13 protein-coding genes are annotated in these 16,261 nt (G+C 71.2%); 5 read left to right on the forward strand and 8 right to left on the reverse strand.

Annotated elements, in window-relative coordinates; all coding sequences use genetic code 11:
• Positions 1-83 precede the first annotated feature (83 nt).
• The 8 genes from prcA to BTM25_RS28220 form a co-directional block, all read right to left on the reverse strand.
• Positions 84-773: a proteasome subunit alpha gene (gene prcA, locus BTM25_RS28185; RefSeq protein ID WP_103566642.1), complete on the reverse strand. Its 690-nt coding sequence runs from the start codon at positions 771-773 to the stop codon at positions 84-86.
• Positions 774-794: 21 nt separating this feature from the next.
• Positions 795-1,643, reverse strand: coding sequence for a proteasome subunit beta (prcB, locus tag BTM25_RS28190; protein WP_205648314.1), 849 nt, complete (start codon positions 1,641-1,643; stop codon positions 795-797).
• A gap of 214 nt (positions 1,644-1,857) precedes the next feature.
• Positions 1,858-3,012 (reverse strand): endonuclease VII domain-containing protein, encoded by a 1,155-nt coding sequence (locus BTM25_RS28195; RefSeq protein WP_235828762.1) that lies wholly within the window; start codon positions 3,010-3,012, stop codon positions 1,858-1,860.
• A gap of 87 nt (positions 3,013-3,099) precedes the next feature.
• Positions 3,100-3,309 (reverse strand): ubiquitin-like protein Pup, encoded by a 210-nt coding sequence (locus tag BTM25_RS28200; protein ID WP_103566646.1) that lies wholly within the window; start codon positions 3,307-3,309, stop codon positions 3,100-3,102.
• Between the two features lie 222 nt (positions 3,310-3,531).
• A complete protein-coding gene (gene dop, locus BTM25_RS28205; protein ID WP_207657006.1) occupies positions 3,532-5,052 on the reverse strand; it encodes a depupylase/deamidase Dop in 1,521 nt (506 codons plus the stop codon).
• A gap of 138 nt (positions 5,053-5,190) precedes the next feature.
• A complete protein-coding gene (gene arc / locus BTM25_RS28210; protein ID WP_103566650.1) occupies positions 5,191-6,951 on the reverse strand; it encodes a proteasome ATPase in 1,761 nt (586 codons plus the stop codon).
• 326 nt (positions 6,952-7,277) lie between these two features.
• Complete coding sequence (locus tag BTM25_RS28215) at positions 7,278-8,231, reverse strand: tRNA (adenine-N1)-methyltransferase (protein ID WP_205648315.1); 954 nt, start codon at positions 8,229-8,231, stop codon at positions 7,278-7,280.
• Positions 8,232-8,276: 45 nt separating this feature from the next.
• Entirely contained in the window at positions 8,277-9,440 is a 1,164-nt protein-coding gene (locus BTM25_RS28220; protein WP_235828749.1) for a site-2 protease family protein, read from the reverse strand.
• Positions 9,441-9,562: 122 nt separating this feature from the next.
• On the opposite strand from BTM25_RS28220, the gene BTM25_RS28225 reads away from it, so the two are divergent.
• From BTM25_RS28225 to BTM25_RS28245, 5 genes are all read left to right on the forward strand, one after another.
• Positions 9,563-10,468, forward strand: coding sequence for a RecB family exonuclease (locus tag BTM25_RS28225; RefSeq protein WP_103566652.1), 906 nt, complete (start codon positions 9,563-9,565; stop codon positions 10,466-10,468).
• Positions 10,469-10,602: 134 nt separating this feature from the next.
• Entirely contained in the window at positions 10,603-11,817 is a 1,215-nt protein-coding gene (locus tag BTM25_RS30785; protein WP_103566653.1) for a sensor histidine kinase, read from the forward strand.
• Positions 11,818-11,925: 108 nt separating this feature from the next.
• Positions 11,926-12,606, forward strand: a complete 681-nt coding sequence (locus tag BTM25_RS28235) for a response regulator (protein WP_103566655.1) — start codon at positions 11,926-11,928, stop codon at positions 12,604-12,606.
• Positions 12,607-12,878: 272 nt separating this feature from the next.
• Positions 12,879-13,673: an ABC transporter ATP-binding protein gene (locus tag BTM25_RS28240; RefSeq protein ID WP_103566656.1), complete on the forward strand. Its 795-nt coding sequence runs from the start codon at positions 12,879-12,881 to the stop codon at positions 13,671-13,673.
• Positions 13,670-16,165: an ABC transporter permease gene (locus BTM25_RS28245; RefSeq protein ID WP_235828750.1), complete on the forward strand. Its 2,496-nt coding sequence runs from the start codon at positions 13,670-13,672 to the stop codon at positions 16,163-16,165. Before BTM25_RS28240 ends, BTM25_RS28245 begins: the two co-directional genes overlap by 4 nt.
• The last annotated feature ends 96 nt before the right edge of the window (positions 16,166-16,261 follow it).

Here is a 16,261-nt window from a genome sequence, read left to right on the forward strand (position 1 = left end):
GATCACGATCACCGGCGCGAAAAACCCGCCGCAACCTCACCAGAAAGGCTGCGACGGGTTCACACCCGGACGAAACGCCCGGATCAGGAGTCGTTCGCGCCCAGCAGCTCCCCGATCCGCGCCGCCGGCAACCGCTTGAACAACCGGTGCTCCCGGTTCCGGTCCAGCACCGCGACCTCCAGCGACTCCGCCGCCAGCCGCCGCTCCGAATCCTGCGCCTCCAGCGCCCGCACCGCCGTCCGCAACGCGTCCTCCAGCGGCGCGCCCTCCTGATACCGGTCCTTCAGCGACTGGGCCACCGCCTCCGCCTGGCCCCCCATCGCCACATAACCGTGCTCGTCCGCCACCGAACCGTCGAACGTCAGCCGGTAGATCTGATCCGTCCCCGAATCCTCACCGACCTCCGCGACCACCAACTCCACCTCGTACGGCTTGTTGGTCTCGGTGAAAATCGTCCCCAGCGACTGCGCGTACACGTTCGCCAGACCCCGCGCCGTCACGTCCCGCCGGTCGTACTGATACCCGTTCACATCCGCGTACCGGACCCCGCCGAGCCGCAGATTCTCGAACTCGTTGTACTTCCCGACCGCCGCGAACGCGATCCGGTCGTAAATCTCACTGATCTTGTGCAGCGCGCGCGACGGATTGTCCGCGACGAACAGGATCCCGTCCGCGTACTGCAGCACCACCACACTGCGGCCGCGCGAGATCCCCTTCCGCGCGTAATCCGCCTTGTCCTTCATCTGCTGCTCGGGCGACACGTAGAACGGCATGGACACGGAACTGGATCCCTTCTATCGCAGCGGGGCGGTCGGCCCGCCCGGCGCGTCGTAACGTCCCTCGACGACTGCCCGCGCCACCGCGCCGACCTCGTCCTCACCGAGCCGGCGATACCCGTCCGCCGTCACCACCGCGACCACCGGGAAGATCCCCCGCGCCAGATCCGGACCACCCGTCGCCGAATCGTCGTCCGCCGCGTCGTACAGACCCTGCACGCACACCAGCGCCGCGTCCTCCGCCGACAGATCCGCACGGAACAGCTTCTTCACCGAACCCCGCGCGAACACCGAACCCGAACCGATCGCATGGAAGTCCCGCTCCTCATAACGACCGCCCGCCGGGTCATAAGAGAAGATCCGGCCCTGGTTCCGCACCTCGTCATAACCCGCGAAGAGCGGCACCACCGCCAGACCCTGCATCGCCATCGCCAGGTTCCCGCGCACCATCGACGCCAGCCGGTTCGCCTTCCCCTCCACCGACAGCGTCCGGCCCTCACGCTTCTCGTAATGCTCCAGCTCCACCTGGAACAACCGGACCAGCTCCATGCCGAGCCCCGCCGTCCCGGCCACCGCGATCGCCGAGAACTCGTCCGCGCGGAACACCTTCTCCACATCACGCTGCGCGATCATGTTCCCGGCCGTCGCCCGCCGGTCGCCCGCCATGACGACCCCGCCGGGGAACGTCACCGCGACGATCGTCGTCCCGTGCGGAATCTCGTCCCCCGCCGTCACCCCCTCCGGCAACGGCCGGGCACCCGGCATCAGATCCGGCGCGTACGCGCCCAGGAACTCCGAGAACGACGACGTGCCCGGGCTCGCGAACAGCCCCGCCGACCGTGCGGTGTGCGCATCGTGAGACGCCACGCGACTCCTTCCCTCCACCAACGCGCCGCCGCCCTTCCGGACGGACCGACGCAGACCTTATGACCCTACTGTTCAACCACGCCCCATCGCATGCCGGACGATCACCTCCGCGATCAGCCGAGCGCGAACCCATCGTCCACCCCACCCGACACACGCTCACTACCCCGACACACGCCCACCACCACCTCGCCCGCCCACCGCCGGCCCCGCACTGTCACACCTCGACCGGATCCGCGATCCACGAATCCCGCACGCCCTCCCGATCCCGCTCCTCCTTCCGGAACGCCGCATCCGCCAGACGATGCCTCTCCCAACCGCCCTGCGGCACCGTCGCCGGATCCACATCCGGTTCCGTGAAAGACAACCGCGTGCCGCCACTCCCATCCGGCACCTCACGCACCAGCAGACCGAGCACGTAATCGATCGCGCGGCGCAGCACCGCCGGATCGTCCCGCAACTGCCCCATCCCGGTGTTGCAGCCGCCGCACAGCAGCCCGCGCACCGCCAAGGTCTCGTGGCAATGGTCGACGTGCTCAGCCGGGCCGTCCACGCAGATCGCGCATACGTCCTGCTGGATCGCCTGGAGGTCGTCCACGTCTGCAGCATCGAGTCCACAGCGCAGGCGCAGTTGCCCGCGACTCGTCAGACCCTCCCTGAGCAGGATTTCCGCCCTGCGCCGATTGGCGAAGCCCGGGTACGTCTCCTCACGCCAAGCTCGCAGCGCGGACGACGTGATCTGGGCGGTCCCGAGTTCGAGTCGGAGCAGGCGCACGTACCAGGTCCGTTTTTCGAGGTAGTCCGCCGCCTCGTAGAGCCGTCGCGGGTTGTCATCGAACTGGCCGAGGCCCCCATTGCAGCGGAAGCACAAGATACTCCGCACCGCACCAGTCGAATGATCATGATCCACATGGACGGCTGGATCACGCAGGCAGAGCACACAGATTCCGCCCTGACCGGCGATCATCTCGTCCACCTGCGCCTCGGTGAGGCCGTAACGCAGCTGGAGCAGGTAACTCCGCTGACTGCCGTAGAGCCGCCGCTTCGCCTCGTCCGAGACACGGCTATGGCACGGACGGCAGTAGTTCGTCAACCCGGTTGACCTCGCCCGATTTTTCCCGAATTCCGCGATAGGCTTCGTCTCGTCGCATTGAGGACAATATTTCATTCCGTCAGGAGTGTCGCGAAGTCGCCGATAAGGCCTGGCCGACTTGCCCTCCGCGGCACGCTTGTCCCGATAGGACGCCGAGTTCCGAATGCCGAAGCACGCCCTGCAGTAAAGCGACAGGCCATCGGCAGACGCTTTACGCTTCCAGAACTCCGCCGCCGGCTTGGTCTCGCCACAGTCACGACACTTCTTGGCCTGCACCATCGCCACCCACCCACCCTCCGGGATACTGCCCGGCACAGTAATTCAAACCATTCTGATTTTCAAGATGAGCAATTCGGGCGAACTAGCTCATTCCCCGCCTTTTTGGACGTACCCACGGACGAATTCCTCCGCATTCTCCTCGAGAACTTCGTCGATTTCGTCCAAAATTGCCTCGACGTCGTCGCTGAGCTTCTCCTGCCGCTCCTGGACGTCCTCGCCAGTCGTGGCCTGCGTCTCCTCGGTCTCCTCCGTGCGACGCGTGGTCTGCTTCTGACCGCCGGTGTCCTTCGTGGCCATGTCGATACCTCCGCTCTGCCGGTCCTCTCAGCCTATCTCCGATCACCGACGGCCAGCGGCTGCCATGATCCGCCGTACCGCCCGCGCGGGGCCGGGGGGTCCTGGCAGGGTTATCGCCGTCCCGCGAACCCGTGAAACGGGCGAAGCGGTCACGAAAAGGGGGCGGAAACGCGAGCGCGCGCCGGACCCGGCCGAGCCGGGCGCGGCGCGCGTGGCGGGACGTCAGCCGTTCTGGCCGGTGAGGGTCGCGACGAGGTCGGCGGCGGTGCGGCACTGGTCGAGCAGCGCGCCGACGTGGTCCTTGGTGCCGCGCAGCGGTTCGAGGGTCGGGACGCGCTGGAGGGACTCGCGGCCGGGGACGTCGAAGATGACGGAGTCCCAGGAGGCGGCGGCGACGTTGTCGGCGTACTGGCGCAGGCAGCGGCCGCGGAAGTAGGCGCGGGTGTCCTCGGGCGGGTCCTCGACGGCGTCCCGGACCTGGTTCTCGGTGACGACGCGGTCGATGCGGTCGCGGGCGACGAGGCGGTTGTAGAGGCCCTTGTCGGCGCGGACGTCGGTGTACTGGAGGTCGACGAGCTGGAGCCGGGGGTGGGACCAGTCGAGGCCGTCGCGGCTGCGGTAGCCCTCCAGGAGCTCGAGCTTGGCGACCCAGTCGAGTTCGCGGGAGAGCTGCATGGGGTCGTCGCCGAGCCGGTGCAGGACGGATTCCCAGCGGTCGAGGACGTCCTTGGTCATGTCGTCGACGTCGGCGCCGTAGCGGTCTTCGACGTATTTGCGGGACTGGTCGAGGTATTCGAGCTGGAGCTGGACGGCGGTCATCTTGCGGCCGTCGCGGAGCGTCAGGAGGTGTTTGCACGCGGGGTCGTGGGAGACGGCGCGCAGGGACGCGACGGGCGCGTCGACGGTGAGGTCGGTGGTGAGGAACGAGTCCTCGATCATGGCGAGGACGAGCGCGGTGGTGCCGAGCTTGAGGTAGGTGGAGACCTCGCTCATGTTGGCGTCGCCGATGATGACGTGGAGGCGCCGGTATTTGTCGGGGTCGGCGTGCGGCTCGTCGCGGGTGTTGATGATGGGGCGTTTGAGGGTGGTCTCCAGGCCGACCTCGACTTCGAAGAAGTCGGCGCGCTGGCTGATCTGGAAGCCTTCGCCGCGTCCGTCGACGCCGATGCCGACGCGTCCGGCGCCGGTGACGACCTGGCGGGAGACGAAGAAGGGGGTGAGGTGGCGGACGATGTCGGCGAAGGGCGTCTGCCGCCGCATGAGGTAGTTCTCGTGGCAGCCGTAGGAGGCGCCCTTGTTGTCGGTGTTGTTCTTGTAGAGCTGGATGGGGTGGGTGCCGGGGATGAGGGCGGCGCGGGCGGCGGCGTCGGCCATGACGCGTTCGCCCGCCTTGTCCCAGATGACGGCGTCGAGGGGGTTGGTGCACTCGGGCGCGGAGTACTCCGGGTGCGCGTGGTCGACGTAGAGGCGTGCGCCGTTGGTGAGGATGACGTTGGCGAGGCCGAGGTCCTCGTCGGTGAGCTGGGTGGGGTCGGCGACCTCGCGGGCGAGGTCGAAGCCGCGGGCGTCCCGGAGGGGGTTCTCCTCCTCGAAGTCCCAGCGGGCCCGTCTGGCCCGTGCGGCGGACGCCGCGAGGTAGGCGTTGACGACCTGCGACGAGGTGACCATCGCGTTGGCCCCTGGCTGACCGGGCACGGAGACGCCGTACTCGGTTTCGATGCCCATGACGCGCCGAACACTCATATGGTCGAGCCTATCGGGAGGGCGGGGGCGGGGCCACGGGGCGGGGTCCGGGGCGCCGGTGTGGCGGGGCCGACGTGCCGCGGCGCGGCGGCCGGCCGGTGGGCGGGCCGCCGCGCCGCGGCGTGGTCGGTGCGGGGGTCAGAGGTACTGGCCGGTGTTGGCGACGGTGTCGATGGAGCGGCCGGCCTCGGCGCCCTTGGTGCCGGAGACGAGCGTGCGGATGTAGACGATCCGTTCGCCCTTCTTGCCGGAGATCCGGGCCCAGTCGTCGGGGTTGGTGGTGTTGGGGAGGTCCTCGTTCTCGCTGAACTCGTCGACGCAGGCGGCGAGCAGGTGCTGGACGCGCATGCCCTTCTGGCCGGTGTCGAGGAACTGCTTGATGGCCATCTTCTTGGCGCGGTCGACGATGTTCTGGATCATGGCGCCGGAGTTGAAGTCCTTGAAGAAGAGGACTTCCTTGTCGCCGTTGGCGTAGGTGACCTCGAGGAAGCGGTTCTCTTCGCTCTCGGTGTACATGCGCTCGACGACGCGCTGGATCATGGCGTCGATGGTGGCGGTGGGGCTGTCGTCGTGTTCGCCGAGGTCGTCGGGGTGCAGCGGGAGGCCGGGAACGATGTACTTGGAGAAGATGTCCTTGGCGGCCTCGGCGTCGGGGCGTTCGATCTTGATCTTGACGTCGAGACGGCCGGGGCGCAGGATCGCGGGGTCGATCATGTCCTCGCGGTTGGAGGCGCCGATGACGATGACGTTCTCCAGGCCTTCGACGCCGTCGATCTCGCTGAGGAGCTGCGGGACGATGGTGTTCTCGACGTCGGAGGAGACGCCGGATCCGCGGGTGCGGAAGATGGAGTCCATCTCGTCGAAGAAGACGATGACCGGGGTTCCGGCGGAGGCCTTCTCGCGGGCGCGCTGGAACACGAGCCGGATGTGGCGCTCGGTCTCGCCCACGTACTTGTTGAGGAGTTCGGGGCCCTTGATGTTGAGGAAGAAGCTCTTGCCCTCCTGGCCGGTCTGCTCGGCGACCTTCTTGGCGAGGGAGTTGGCGACGGCCTTGGCGATGAGCGTCTTGCCGCAGCCGGGGGGCCCGTAGAGCAGGACGCCCTTGGGGGGCCGGAGCTGGTGCTCGCGGAAGAGGTCGGCGTGCAGGTAGGGCAGTTCGACGGCGTCGCGGATCAGTTCGATCTGGGAGCCGAGCCCGCCGATCTCCTCGTAGGAGATGTCGGGCACCTCTTCGAGGACGAGTTCTTCGACCTCGGCCTTGTGGATCTTCTCGTAGGCGTATCCGGACCGGGAGTCGAGCATGAGCGAGTCGCCGGCGCGGAGCGGGACTCCGCGCAGCGGCTCGGCGAGCTTGATGATGCGCTCCTCGTCGGCGTGCGCGATGACCAGCGCGCGTTCGCCGTCGTCGAGGAGTTCCTTGAGCATGACGACCTCGCCCTGCTGCTCGAAGGCGAGGGCTTCGACGACGTTGAGTGCCTCGTTGAGCATGACCTCCTGGCCGCGCTTGAGGTCCTCGACGTCGACGGACGGGCTGACGTTCACGCGGAGCTTGCGGCCTCCGGTGAAGATGTCGACCGTTCCATCGTCCCTGGCTTCGAGGAAGACGCCGTAGCCGGACGGCGGTTGCGCCAGCCGGTCGACCTCCTCCTTGAGCGCGACGATCTGCTCGCGCGCTTCCTTCAGGGTCGATACGAGACGTTCGTTCTGACCCGTGGCGGCGGCCAGGTTGGCCTGTGCCTCATGGAGACGTTCCTCTAGAACCCGTACTTGGCGGGGGGATTCCGCGAGCTTGCGGCGCAGTACTGAGATCTCCTCCTCCAGGAAGGAAACCTGAGTGCGGAGGTCCTTGACCTCCTTGTCCTGCGCGCTGCGCGCCCCAGCATCATCACGAGCGGCCACGCCCCGTCACCTCCTCACGAAGAGAGCCGACGACCTATTGAGACCCTACCTATCTGGAGCGGTTCCGTAACCTGCCCTTTCGGTTGTCGTGTCGTGGGGGGCGTGTCGGGGCGGGTGCGGTCGCGGGGGCGCGGCGGCGCGGTGTTTGCGTTGTGGGGCTGGTGGGACGGTGGTTCTTGTCGGCGGCGCGCTCCGGTGGCGACAGGATTTGCCGACATCACCGGCTATGTCCGCCCAGAGCGAAGTGGCGGCGGACAGCCGGACGGCGTCGCGCCGGCCGGGACGGCGGAAAAGTTCCCGGGCGTGGCGCGGCCCCCGAATGTGATCTAGGACTCGTCGGGCGTGTCGTCGGCGGCCTCGGGCGCGGCGGCGGACGCGCTGTCGGGCGCGGCGTCGGCGCTGTAGGCGCCCTTGGCGGGACGGCGGCGCCGCTGCGGCGGGGTGACGCCGTCGGCGAGGCGCCGCGCGGTGACGAGGAAGCCGGTGTGGCCGATCATGCGGTGGTCGGGCCGGACGGCCAGGCCCTCGACGTGCCAGGAGCGCAGCAGCGTCTCGAAGGCGTAGGGCTCGGCGAACGCGCCGTGGGAGCGCAGGTCCTCCACGACGCGGGACATCTGCGTGGTCGTGGCGATGTAGGCGCAGACCATGCCGCCCGGGACGAGCGCCTTGGCGACGGCGTCGACGCACTCCCAGGGGGCGAGCATGTCGAGGACGACGCGGTCCACCTCGGTGTCGGCGAGGGCGTCCTCCAGGGACCCGACGGTGAGGCGCCAGGACGGGTGGGGGCCGCCGAAGAAGCGCTCGACGTTGGCGCGGGCGATGTCGGCGAAGTCGGGGCGGCGCTCGTAGGAGGAGACGAGGCCGTGCTCGCCGACGGCGCGCAGCAGGAAGCAGGTGAGGGCGCCCGATCCGGCGCCGGCCTCGACGACGCGGGCGCCGGGGAAGATGTCGGCCTGCGCGACGATCTGGGCGGCGTCCTTGGGGTAGACGACGGCGGCGCCGCGCGGCATGCGGACGGCGTAGTCGGTGAGCAGGGGCCGGAAGGCGAGGTACTCGACGGCGCCGGTGGAGCGGAAGACGCTGCCTTCGGGGCTGCCGATGATGGTGTCGTGCGGGATGGATCCCTTGTGCGAGTGGTAGAGCTTCCCTGGCTGCAGGGTGATGGTGTTGATGCGTCCCTTGGGGTCGGTGAGCTGAACCTGGTCGCCGGGGCGGAACGGTCCGTGCGGGATGCGGCCGGTCGCGGCGGCGGGGACGGGCGGGGTGGAGGGTTCGCTCATGGGCGTCAAGGCTAGCGGCCGTCCGGGCCTGGTCAGGCGCCCGCGTCAGGCGCCGCTGAAGGCGCGGTCGACGTCGGCGGTGGCGAGGACGCCGTAGACGCCGCCGCCGGGTTCGAGGAGGAGGTATTCGGACGCGGGGGCGTTGCGGAGGGCGTCCACGAGGTCTTCGCCGGTGAGGTCGGCGGGGAGGGTGAGGCCGGGTTCGATGCCGCGCGACAGGTCGCCGATGGTGACCCAGGGGCGCCGGTGTTCGGGCGTGGCGGTGACGGCCTTCTCGCTGACGAGGCCGCGGGGGCGTCCGTCGTGGTCGACGACGACGATCGCGCCGGCGTGCTCGGCCTGGGCGCGGCGGACGGCCTCGGCGAGGGGCAGGTCGGCGGTGAGGAGGGCGGCGCGGCGGGCGAGGGCGCGGGCGCTGAGGCGCGGGATGCGCTCGCGGATGCGTTCGGCGCGCAGGGTCTGGGTGGCGCCGACCCAGATGAACGACGCGACGAGCGCGGACCACAGGAGGGTGAGCCAGCCGATGCCGCCGTCGTCGGTGGAGCGGGTGCTGAGGTAGGCGCCGGCGAGGAGGCAGAGGACGGCGACGCCGCGTCCGATCTGGGCGGCGGCGACGGCGCCGCTGCGGCTGCGGCCGGTGGCCTTCCAGACGGCGGCGCGGACGAGCCGGCCGCCGTCCAGGGGCAGGCCGGGCAGGAGGTTGAAGACGCCGACGAGGAGGTTGGCGAAGGCGAGGGCGTCGAGCAGGAGCAGCCCGACGGGCGGGAGGGGGACGAACGCGCGGGCGGCGAACCCGAGTCCGGCGAGGACGAGGTTGACCAGCGGTCCGGCGAGGGCGATGAGGAACTCGCCGCCGGGGCCGTCGGCCTCGCGGCCGATGGAGGTCTCGCCGCCGAGGATGTGGAGGGTGACCGACCGGACGGGCAGGCCGAGGGCGCGGGCGGTGACGGCGTGGCTGAGCTCGTGGACGAACACCGACCCGTAGAGCAGGACGGCGTAGGCGAACGCGACGGCGAAGCTGCCGGGGCGGGCGACGACGTCGTGGACCTGGCTCTCGAAGAGCACGGTGACGATGACGGCGACGACGAACCAGCTCGGCGAGACGAAGACGGGGACGCCGAACGGGCGTCCGATGGGGATGCCGGCGCCGCGCGGGCCGGGGTCTCCGGCGGGCGGTGTTCCCTGCGGCGAGGGCGGGCTGTCGGTCACGGTCCGATGCTACGGCCCCGGCCCGCGCCGCCCGGCCGGGTGTGCGCCGCATGTCCACGCGTTGTCCACAACGGCGATTCCCGGCGCGGTTTCGTCGGAGGGCTCCCCTACGCTCGTGAGCCATGACGACGGAGGCGGATGCGGGCACGGACGCGGGTGCGGCGGAGGTGGAGGTGGCGGGGTCGCTGTCGCCGTCGCGGGCCGGGGATTTCATGACGTGTCCGCTGCTGTACCGGTTCCGGGTGATCGACAAGCTGCCGGAGCGGCCGAGCCCGGCGGCGGTGCGCGGGACGCTGGTGCACGCGGTGCTGGAGCGGCTGTACGACCTGCCGCCGGACGGCCGGACGGTCGGGGCGGCGCTGGGCCTGCTGGGTCCCGAGTGGGAGCGGCTGCTGGCGCGGGAGCCGGAGCTGGACGGGCTGTTCGCGGCGGACGCGGCCGGGGCGGCGGAGCGGGCGGAGTGGCTGGAGCAGGCGCGGCGGCAGGTGGAGCGGTACTTCACGCTGGAGGATCCGCGGCGGCTGGAGCCCGCCGAGCGGGAGCTGTACGTGGAGACGGTGCTGGAGTCGGGGCTGCGGCTGCGGGGCTTCATCGACCGGGTGGACGTCGCGCCGACCGGCGAGGTCCGGATCGTGGACTACAAGACGGGCACGGCGCCGCGCGCGGACTTCGAGGCGCGGGCGCTGTTCCAGATGAAGTTCTACGCGCTGGTGCTGTGGCGGCTGCGCGGGGCGGTGCCGCGGCTGCTGCAGCTCATGTACCTGGGGAACGGGGAGGTGCTGCGGTACGCGCCGGACGAGGCGGATCTGCGGGCGACCGAGCGGAAGGTGGAGGCGCTGTGGGACGCGATCCGGCGGGCGACCGACACCGGTGAGTGGCGGCCCCGCGCGAGCCGGCTGTGCGACTGGTGCGACCACCGAAAGCGGTGCCCGGAGTTCGGCGGCACGCCGCCGCCGCTGCCGGCCGTGCCGGCGCCGCGCGAGTCCCCGGCGGACGCGATGGCGGCGCCGGGCCGCGACGACCCGTGAGGCGTCCCGCGGGCGGCCGAGCGGGCGGCCGAGCGGGCGGCCCGCGGGGTGGACGCGGTGTCCTCCTTGGGGAGGATCGGGGATCCGCGTCCAGGAGGGGTCGGGGGCCGTCGTGACCTCCTAGGGTGAGAAGCGTGTCACCCCGCATTCACGGTCTCCGCGCCTGTCGCGCCTGGTTCCGGGCGCGTCCGCCGGCGGCCGACGCGCTGCTCGGCGCCCTGCTGCTGGCCGTGGGCCTGCCGCAGGCGCTGCTGGAGCGTCCGCCGCAGGACGGGGGGGTGTGGGCGGGGCCGGACGCGCGGCAGGTCGCGCTGCTGGTGATCGCGTCGGCGGCGCTGGCGCTGCGGCGCCGGTTCCCGCTGCCGGTCCTGGTGATCGCGGTGGGGGCGATGGTGGCGCTGACGGCGGGCCGGTATCCGCCGACGGTCCCGGAGATCGCGGCGTTCCTGGTCGCGGTGTACGGGGTCGCGGCGCACCGGCCGCTGGCGCGGGCCGCGCTCGGCGGGGTCGTGGCGCTGGCGGCGGTGCTGGCGGTGCTGGCCGCGACGCCCGGGGACGTCGGGCTGATGGTGTTCCTGATGAACGGGCTGCTGGTGGCCGGGGCGTGGGTGCTCGGCCGGAACCTGCGGATGCGGCGGGTGTACTTCGCCGAGCTGGAGGACCGCGCGGCGCGGCTGGAGCGCGCCCGGGGCACCGACGCGCGGGCGGCGCGGATCGAGGAACGCTCCCGGATCGCGCGGGAGCTGCACGACGTGGTCGCCCACCACGTGAGCGTGATGACCGTGCAGGCGGGCGCGGCGCGGCGCGTCATCGACCGCAACCCGGCGGGGGCGCGGGAGGCGATGTCGACGATCGAGGAGGTCGGCCGGACGGCGCTCAGCGAGATGCGGCGGATCGTCGGCGTGCTGCGGACCGAGCGGGACCAGGGCGGCGGCGGGGAGCTGGCGCCGCAGCCGGGCCTCGGCGACGTCGGGGAGCTGCTGGAGCACGTCCGGGAGACGGGCCTCGCGGTCCAGCTCTGGATCGAGGGCGAGGCGCGGACGCCGTCGCCGGGCGTGGACGTGGCGGCGTTCCGGCTCATCCAGGAGGCGCTGACGAACACGCTGAAGCACGCGGGCCCGGCGGCGCGGGCGTGGGTGCGGCTGTACTACGGCGAGCGGGACCTGACCGTCGAGATCGAGGACGACGGGCACGGCACCGCGACGATCAGCGCCGACGACGCCGAGAGCCCCGGGCACGGCCTGGTCGGGATGTACGAGCGGGTGGCGCTGTTCGGCGGCGAGCTGCGGATCGGGCCGCGCGTGGGCGGCGGGTTCGGCGTCCGGGCGCGGTTCCCGCTGGAGGCGTAGCCGCGCGGCGGCCCGGGACCGGGGCGCCGCGCGGGACGGATAGGTTGGGCGGTGCGGCGACGGCGCCGCGTCCGGAGCGGAGGCGATGACGGTGAGCGAGGCTGCCGGGTGAACGCGGTACGGGTCCTGCTGGTGGACGACCAGCCGTTGCTGCGGACGGGCTTCAAGCTGATCCTGGAGGCCGAGCCGGATCTGGCGGTGGTCGGCGAGGCCGGGGACGGCGCGGCGGCCGTGGAGCTGACGCGGTCGCTGCTGCCGGACGTGGTGCTGATGGACATCCGGATGCCGGGGGTGGACGGCATCGAGGCGACCCGGCGGATCATCCGGGACGGCGCCGCGTCGCACGACCCGAAGGTTCTGATCCTCACGACGTTCGACTTGGACGAGTACGTGATCGAGGCCGTCCGGGCGGGTGCGAGCGGGTTCCTGCTGAAGGACTCCCCGCCCGAGGACCTGGTCGCGGCGATCCGGATCGTGGCCGACGGCGACGCGATCGTCGCGCCGTCGGTGACGCGGCGGCTGCTGGACAAGTTCGCGACGCGGCTGCCCGCCGTCCGGGACTCGGCTCCCCCGCCGGGCCTGGCCACCCTGACCGAGCGGGAGCGCGAGGTCCTGACGCATGTGGCGCGCGGCCAGTCCAACGCCGAGATCGCGGCGGAGCTGGTGGTGAGCGAGACGACCGTGAAGACCCATGTGGGGAACGTGCTGGCCAAGCTGGGTCTGCGGGACCGGGTGCAGGCCGTGGTGTACGCCTACGAGACGGGGCTGAGCCGTCCGGGCCAGGGCTGACCGAGACCCCGCCGAGACCCCTTTGAAACCGGGCCGAGACCGGCCCCGAGGCGGCGGGCCGGGGTCGTCCCCCAGAGGGCCGGTGGCGGTCTAGTCCCCGAGGACGATGGATCGCCGGAATCTCCTGCCAGGGGTGGACCGGAGATTCCCTTCCTTAGACTCATCCCCCGATACGTCCGGACTCCTACTGTTCTGTGGTGAGCGGCGCGGGCCTGCGGGCACCGCTCCGCGAACGGGCAAAGCGACTTTTCACCACGAACAGGGGACCAACCGTGACGAACTCCGCCCCATCGACCGCCGACGCGCATCCCGCGCCCGGGGCGGGTGACTTCGCCGCCTCGGCGCACCGGATCGCCAAGTCCTACGGGCGCGGGGACGCCCAGGTCGTCGCGCTCGACCAGGTGACCGTCGGGATCCCCCGGGGCCGCTTCACCGCGATCATGGGTCCGTCGGGCTCGGGCAAGTCCACGCTCATGCACTGCATGGCGGGGCTGGACTCCGTCGACTCCGGCGAGGTCTTCATCGGCGGCACCGACCTCACCAAGCTCAAGGACAAGCAGCTCACCCGGCTGCGCCGCGACAAGATCGGGTTCGTCTTCCAGGCGTTCAACCTGGTCCCGACGCTGACGGCGCTGGAGAACATCACGCTGCCGATGGGCATCGCCGGCCGCAAGCCCGACCAGGAGTGGCTGGACCGGGTCATCGACACCGTCGGGCTGCGGCCCCGGCTCAAGCACCGTCCGTCGGAGCTGTCGGGCGGCCAGCAGCAGCGCGTGGCGTGCGCGCGGGCGCTGGCGTCCCGCCCGGAGATCATCTTCGCGGACGAGCCGACCGGGAACCTGGACTCGCGCTCGGGCGCGGAGGTGCTGGAGTTCCTGCGGTCCTCGGTGCGCGAGATGGGCCAGACGATCGTCATGGTCACCCACGACCCATCCGCCGCCGCGTACGCCGACGAGGTCGTGTTCCTCACCGACGGCCGGATCGTCGACACGATGCGCGAGCCGACCGCCGAGCGCGTCCTGGAGCGCATGAAGGGCTTCGACCTGCCGGGGGTCACGGCCCGATGATGACCAAGGTCACGCTCCGCAACCTCATGGCGCACAAGGTGCGCCTGCTGCTGACGGGCGTCGCGGTCCTGCTCGGCGTGGCGTTCGTTGCGGGCACGCTGATGTTCACCGACACGATGAGCAAGCAGTTCGACGACCTGTTCAGCAGCGTCGGCAAGAACGTCGCGGTGGACGTCCGCGCCAAGAAGGTCACCGGCGGGGACGACGACGGGCAGAACGCCCAGCCGATCCCGGCGTCGCTGGTGGACAAGCTGAAGGCCGTCGACGGCGTGAAGACCGCCGAGGGCCAGGTCAGCGGGTACGCGGCGGTCGTCGGCCGCGACGGCAAGCTGATCGGCGGGTCCGGCCCGCCGCAGCTCGGCGTCAACTGGACCGGCGACGACGGCGCGACGCGGCTGTCGTCGGGCCGCGCGCCGAACGGCCCGGGCGAGGTCCTGCTGGACGAGGAGACGGCGAAGAAGGCGCACTACCGCGTCGGCGACTCCGTCAAGATCATCGTGGCGGGGCCGCCGCAGACGATGCGGATCACCGGGCTCGTCCACACCGGCAACATGATGGGCGCGACCATCACCTCGTTCGACACCGCGACCGCGCAGCGGCTGCTGCTCAAGCCCGGTCAGTTCTCCGAGATCCAGCTCGGCAGCGACGGCGTCAGCGAGCAGGTCCTGCGCGACCGCGTCGCCACCCAGCTCCCCAGCGGCCTGGAGGCCATCACGGGGACGAAGATGCGCGCGGAGAACAAGAGCGACGTCGAGGCGTTCCTCGGGTTCTTCCGCACGTTCTTCCTGGCGTTCGCGCTCATCGCGGTGTTCGTCGGCGCGTTCATCATCTTCAACACGTTCTCGATGCTCGTCGCGCAGCGCACGCGTGAGCTGGCGCTGCTGCGCGCGATCGGCGCGGCGCGGCGGCAGGTGACGCGCGCGGTGATCGGAGAGGCCATCGCCGTCGGGATCGTCGGGTCCACGCTCGGGATCGCGGTCGGCGCGGGGCTGGCCGTCGCGCTCCAGCGGTTCGTCGGCGGCGGGGGCCTGGTGTTCACCGCCCGCACGGCGATCGTGTCCTACCTCGTCGGGACGATCGTGACGGTCGTGTCGGCGTACTTCCCGGCGCGGCGCGCCGCGAAGATCCCGCCGGTCGCCGCGATGCGCGACGACGTCGCGCTCCCCCAGCGGTCGCTGCGGATCCGGCTGGTGCTCGGCGCGGTCCTGACCGCGCTCGGCGCCGTCCTCATCGGCCTCGGCCTCGGCGGCTCGGCGAGCAGCGGCACCGGCAACGCGGTGCTGGTCGGCGCGGGCGCGTTCGCGGTGTTCATCGGCGTGACGATGCTCGCCCCGCTGATCAGCGTCCCGGTGATCAAGGTGCTGGGGTGGCCGTTCGCGAAGGTCCTGCGGGTGCCGGGACGGCTCGCGCAGCAGAACGCCCTGCGCAACCCGCGCCGGACCGCCTCCACCGCCGCCGCCCTGATGATCGGCCTCGCGCTGATCACGACGGTGAACGTGCTCGGCGCGTCCATCCGGGCGTCGGTGAACTCCCAGATCGACGACCAGTTCGGCGCGGACTACCTCATCAGCTCGTCCGGTCTGGGCGGGATCGACCCGGCCACCGTCACCGCCATCACGAAGGTGCCGGGCGTGAAGACCGCCGCCCGCCAGTACGACGGGAACGCCGTCATCGCGGGCAAGAAGGTCGGCTACATCGCCGCCGACATGCCCACGCTGGCCAAGGCGGCGCGGCTGAAGATCACGTCGGGGTCCGACGACCCGGGCCGCGACGGCATCCTGCTGGACGCGCCGACGGCCAAGGCGCGCGGCGTCGCGGTCGGGTCGGTCCTGCCGGTCACCTTCGCCGACGGCAAGACGCTGCCGCTGAAGGTGAAGGGCGTGTACGACGAGAGCGGCATGGTCGGCCCTCGCATCGTGTCCGAGGAGGCGCACCTGGCGCACACGGCCCGTCCGGTCGTGTCGTTCGTCGCGGTCGACACCGGCGGCTCCACGGCGCCCAAGGCGGGGCTGGACAAGGCCGTCGCGGCGAACCCCGCGCTGAAGGTCCAGGACCAGGCCGACCTGAAGGACGAGGTCGGCAAGCAGGTCGACGGGCTCATCAGCTTCATCACGATCCTGCTGGTCCTGTCGGTGATCATCGCGGCGGTCGGCGTCATCAACACGATCGCGCTGTCGGTCGTCGAGCGGACCCGCGAGATCGGGCTGCTGCGCGCGATCGGGATGGGCCGCCGCCAGCTCCGCCGCATGATCCGGGCCGAGTCCATCGTGATCGCGGTGTTCGGCGCCCTGCTCGGCATGGGCATCGGCATCGGGTTCGGGACGTCGCTGCAGCAGGCCCTCGCCGACGACGGCCTGAACATCCTGTCGATCCCCTACGGATCGCTCGTCACGTACCTGATCGTCGCTGCGGTCATCGGCGTGCTGGCCGCGCTGTGGCCGGCGTGGCGGGCGGGCCGGATGGACGTCCTGCGGGCCATCTCCACCGAGTGACCCCGGGGCCGGCGCCGCGTCTCCCCGCGCGGCGCCCGGCCCCGGCCCGGACCGCGAGCGGCCCGCACGGAAGGTTCCGTGCGGGCCGCTCTCGTG

The organism is Actinomadura rubteroloni (assembly GCF_002911665.1).
GTDB classification, from domain to species: domain Bacteria; phylum Actinomycetota; class Actinomycetes; order Streptosporangiales; family Streptosporangiaceae; genus Spirillospora; species Spirillospora rubteroloni.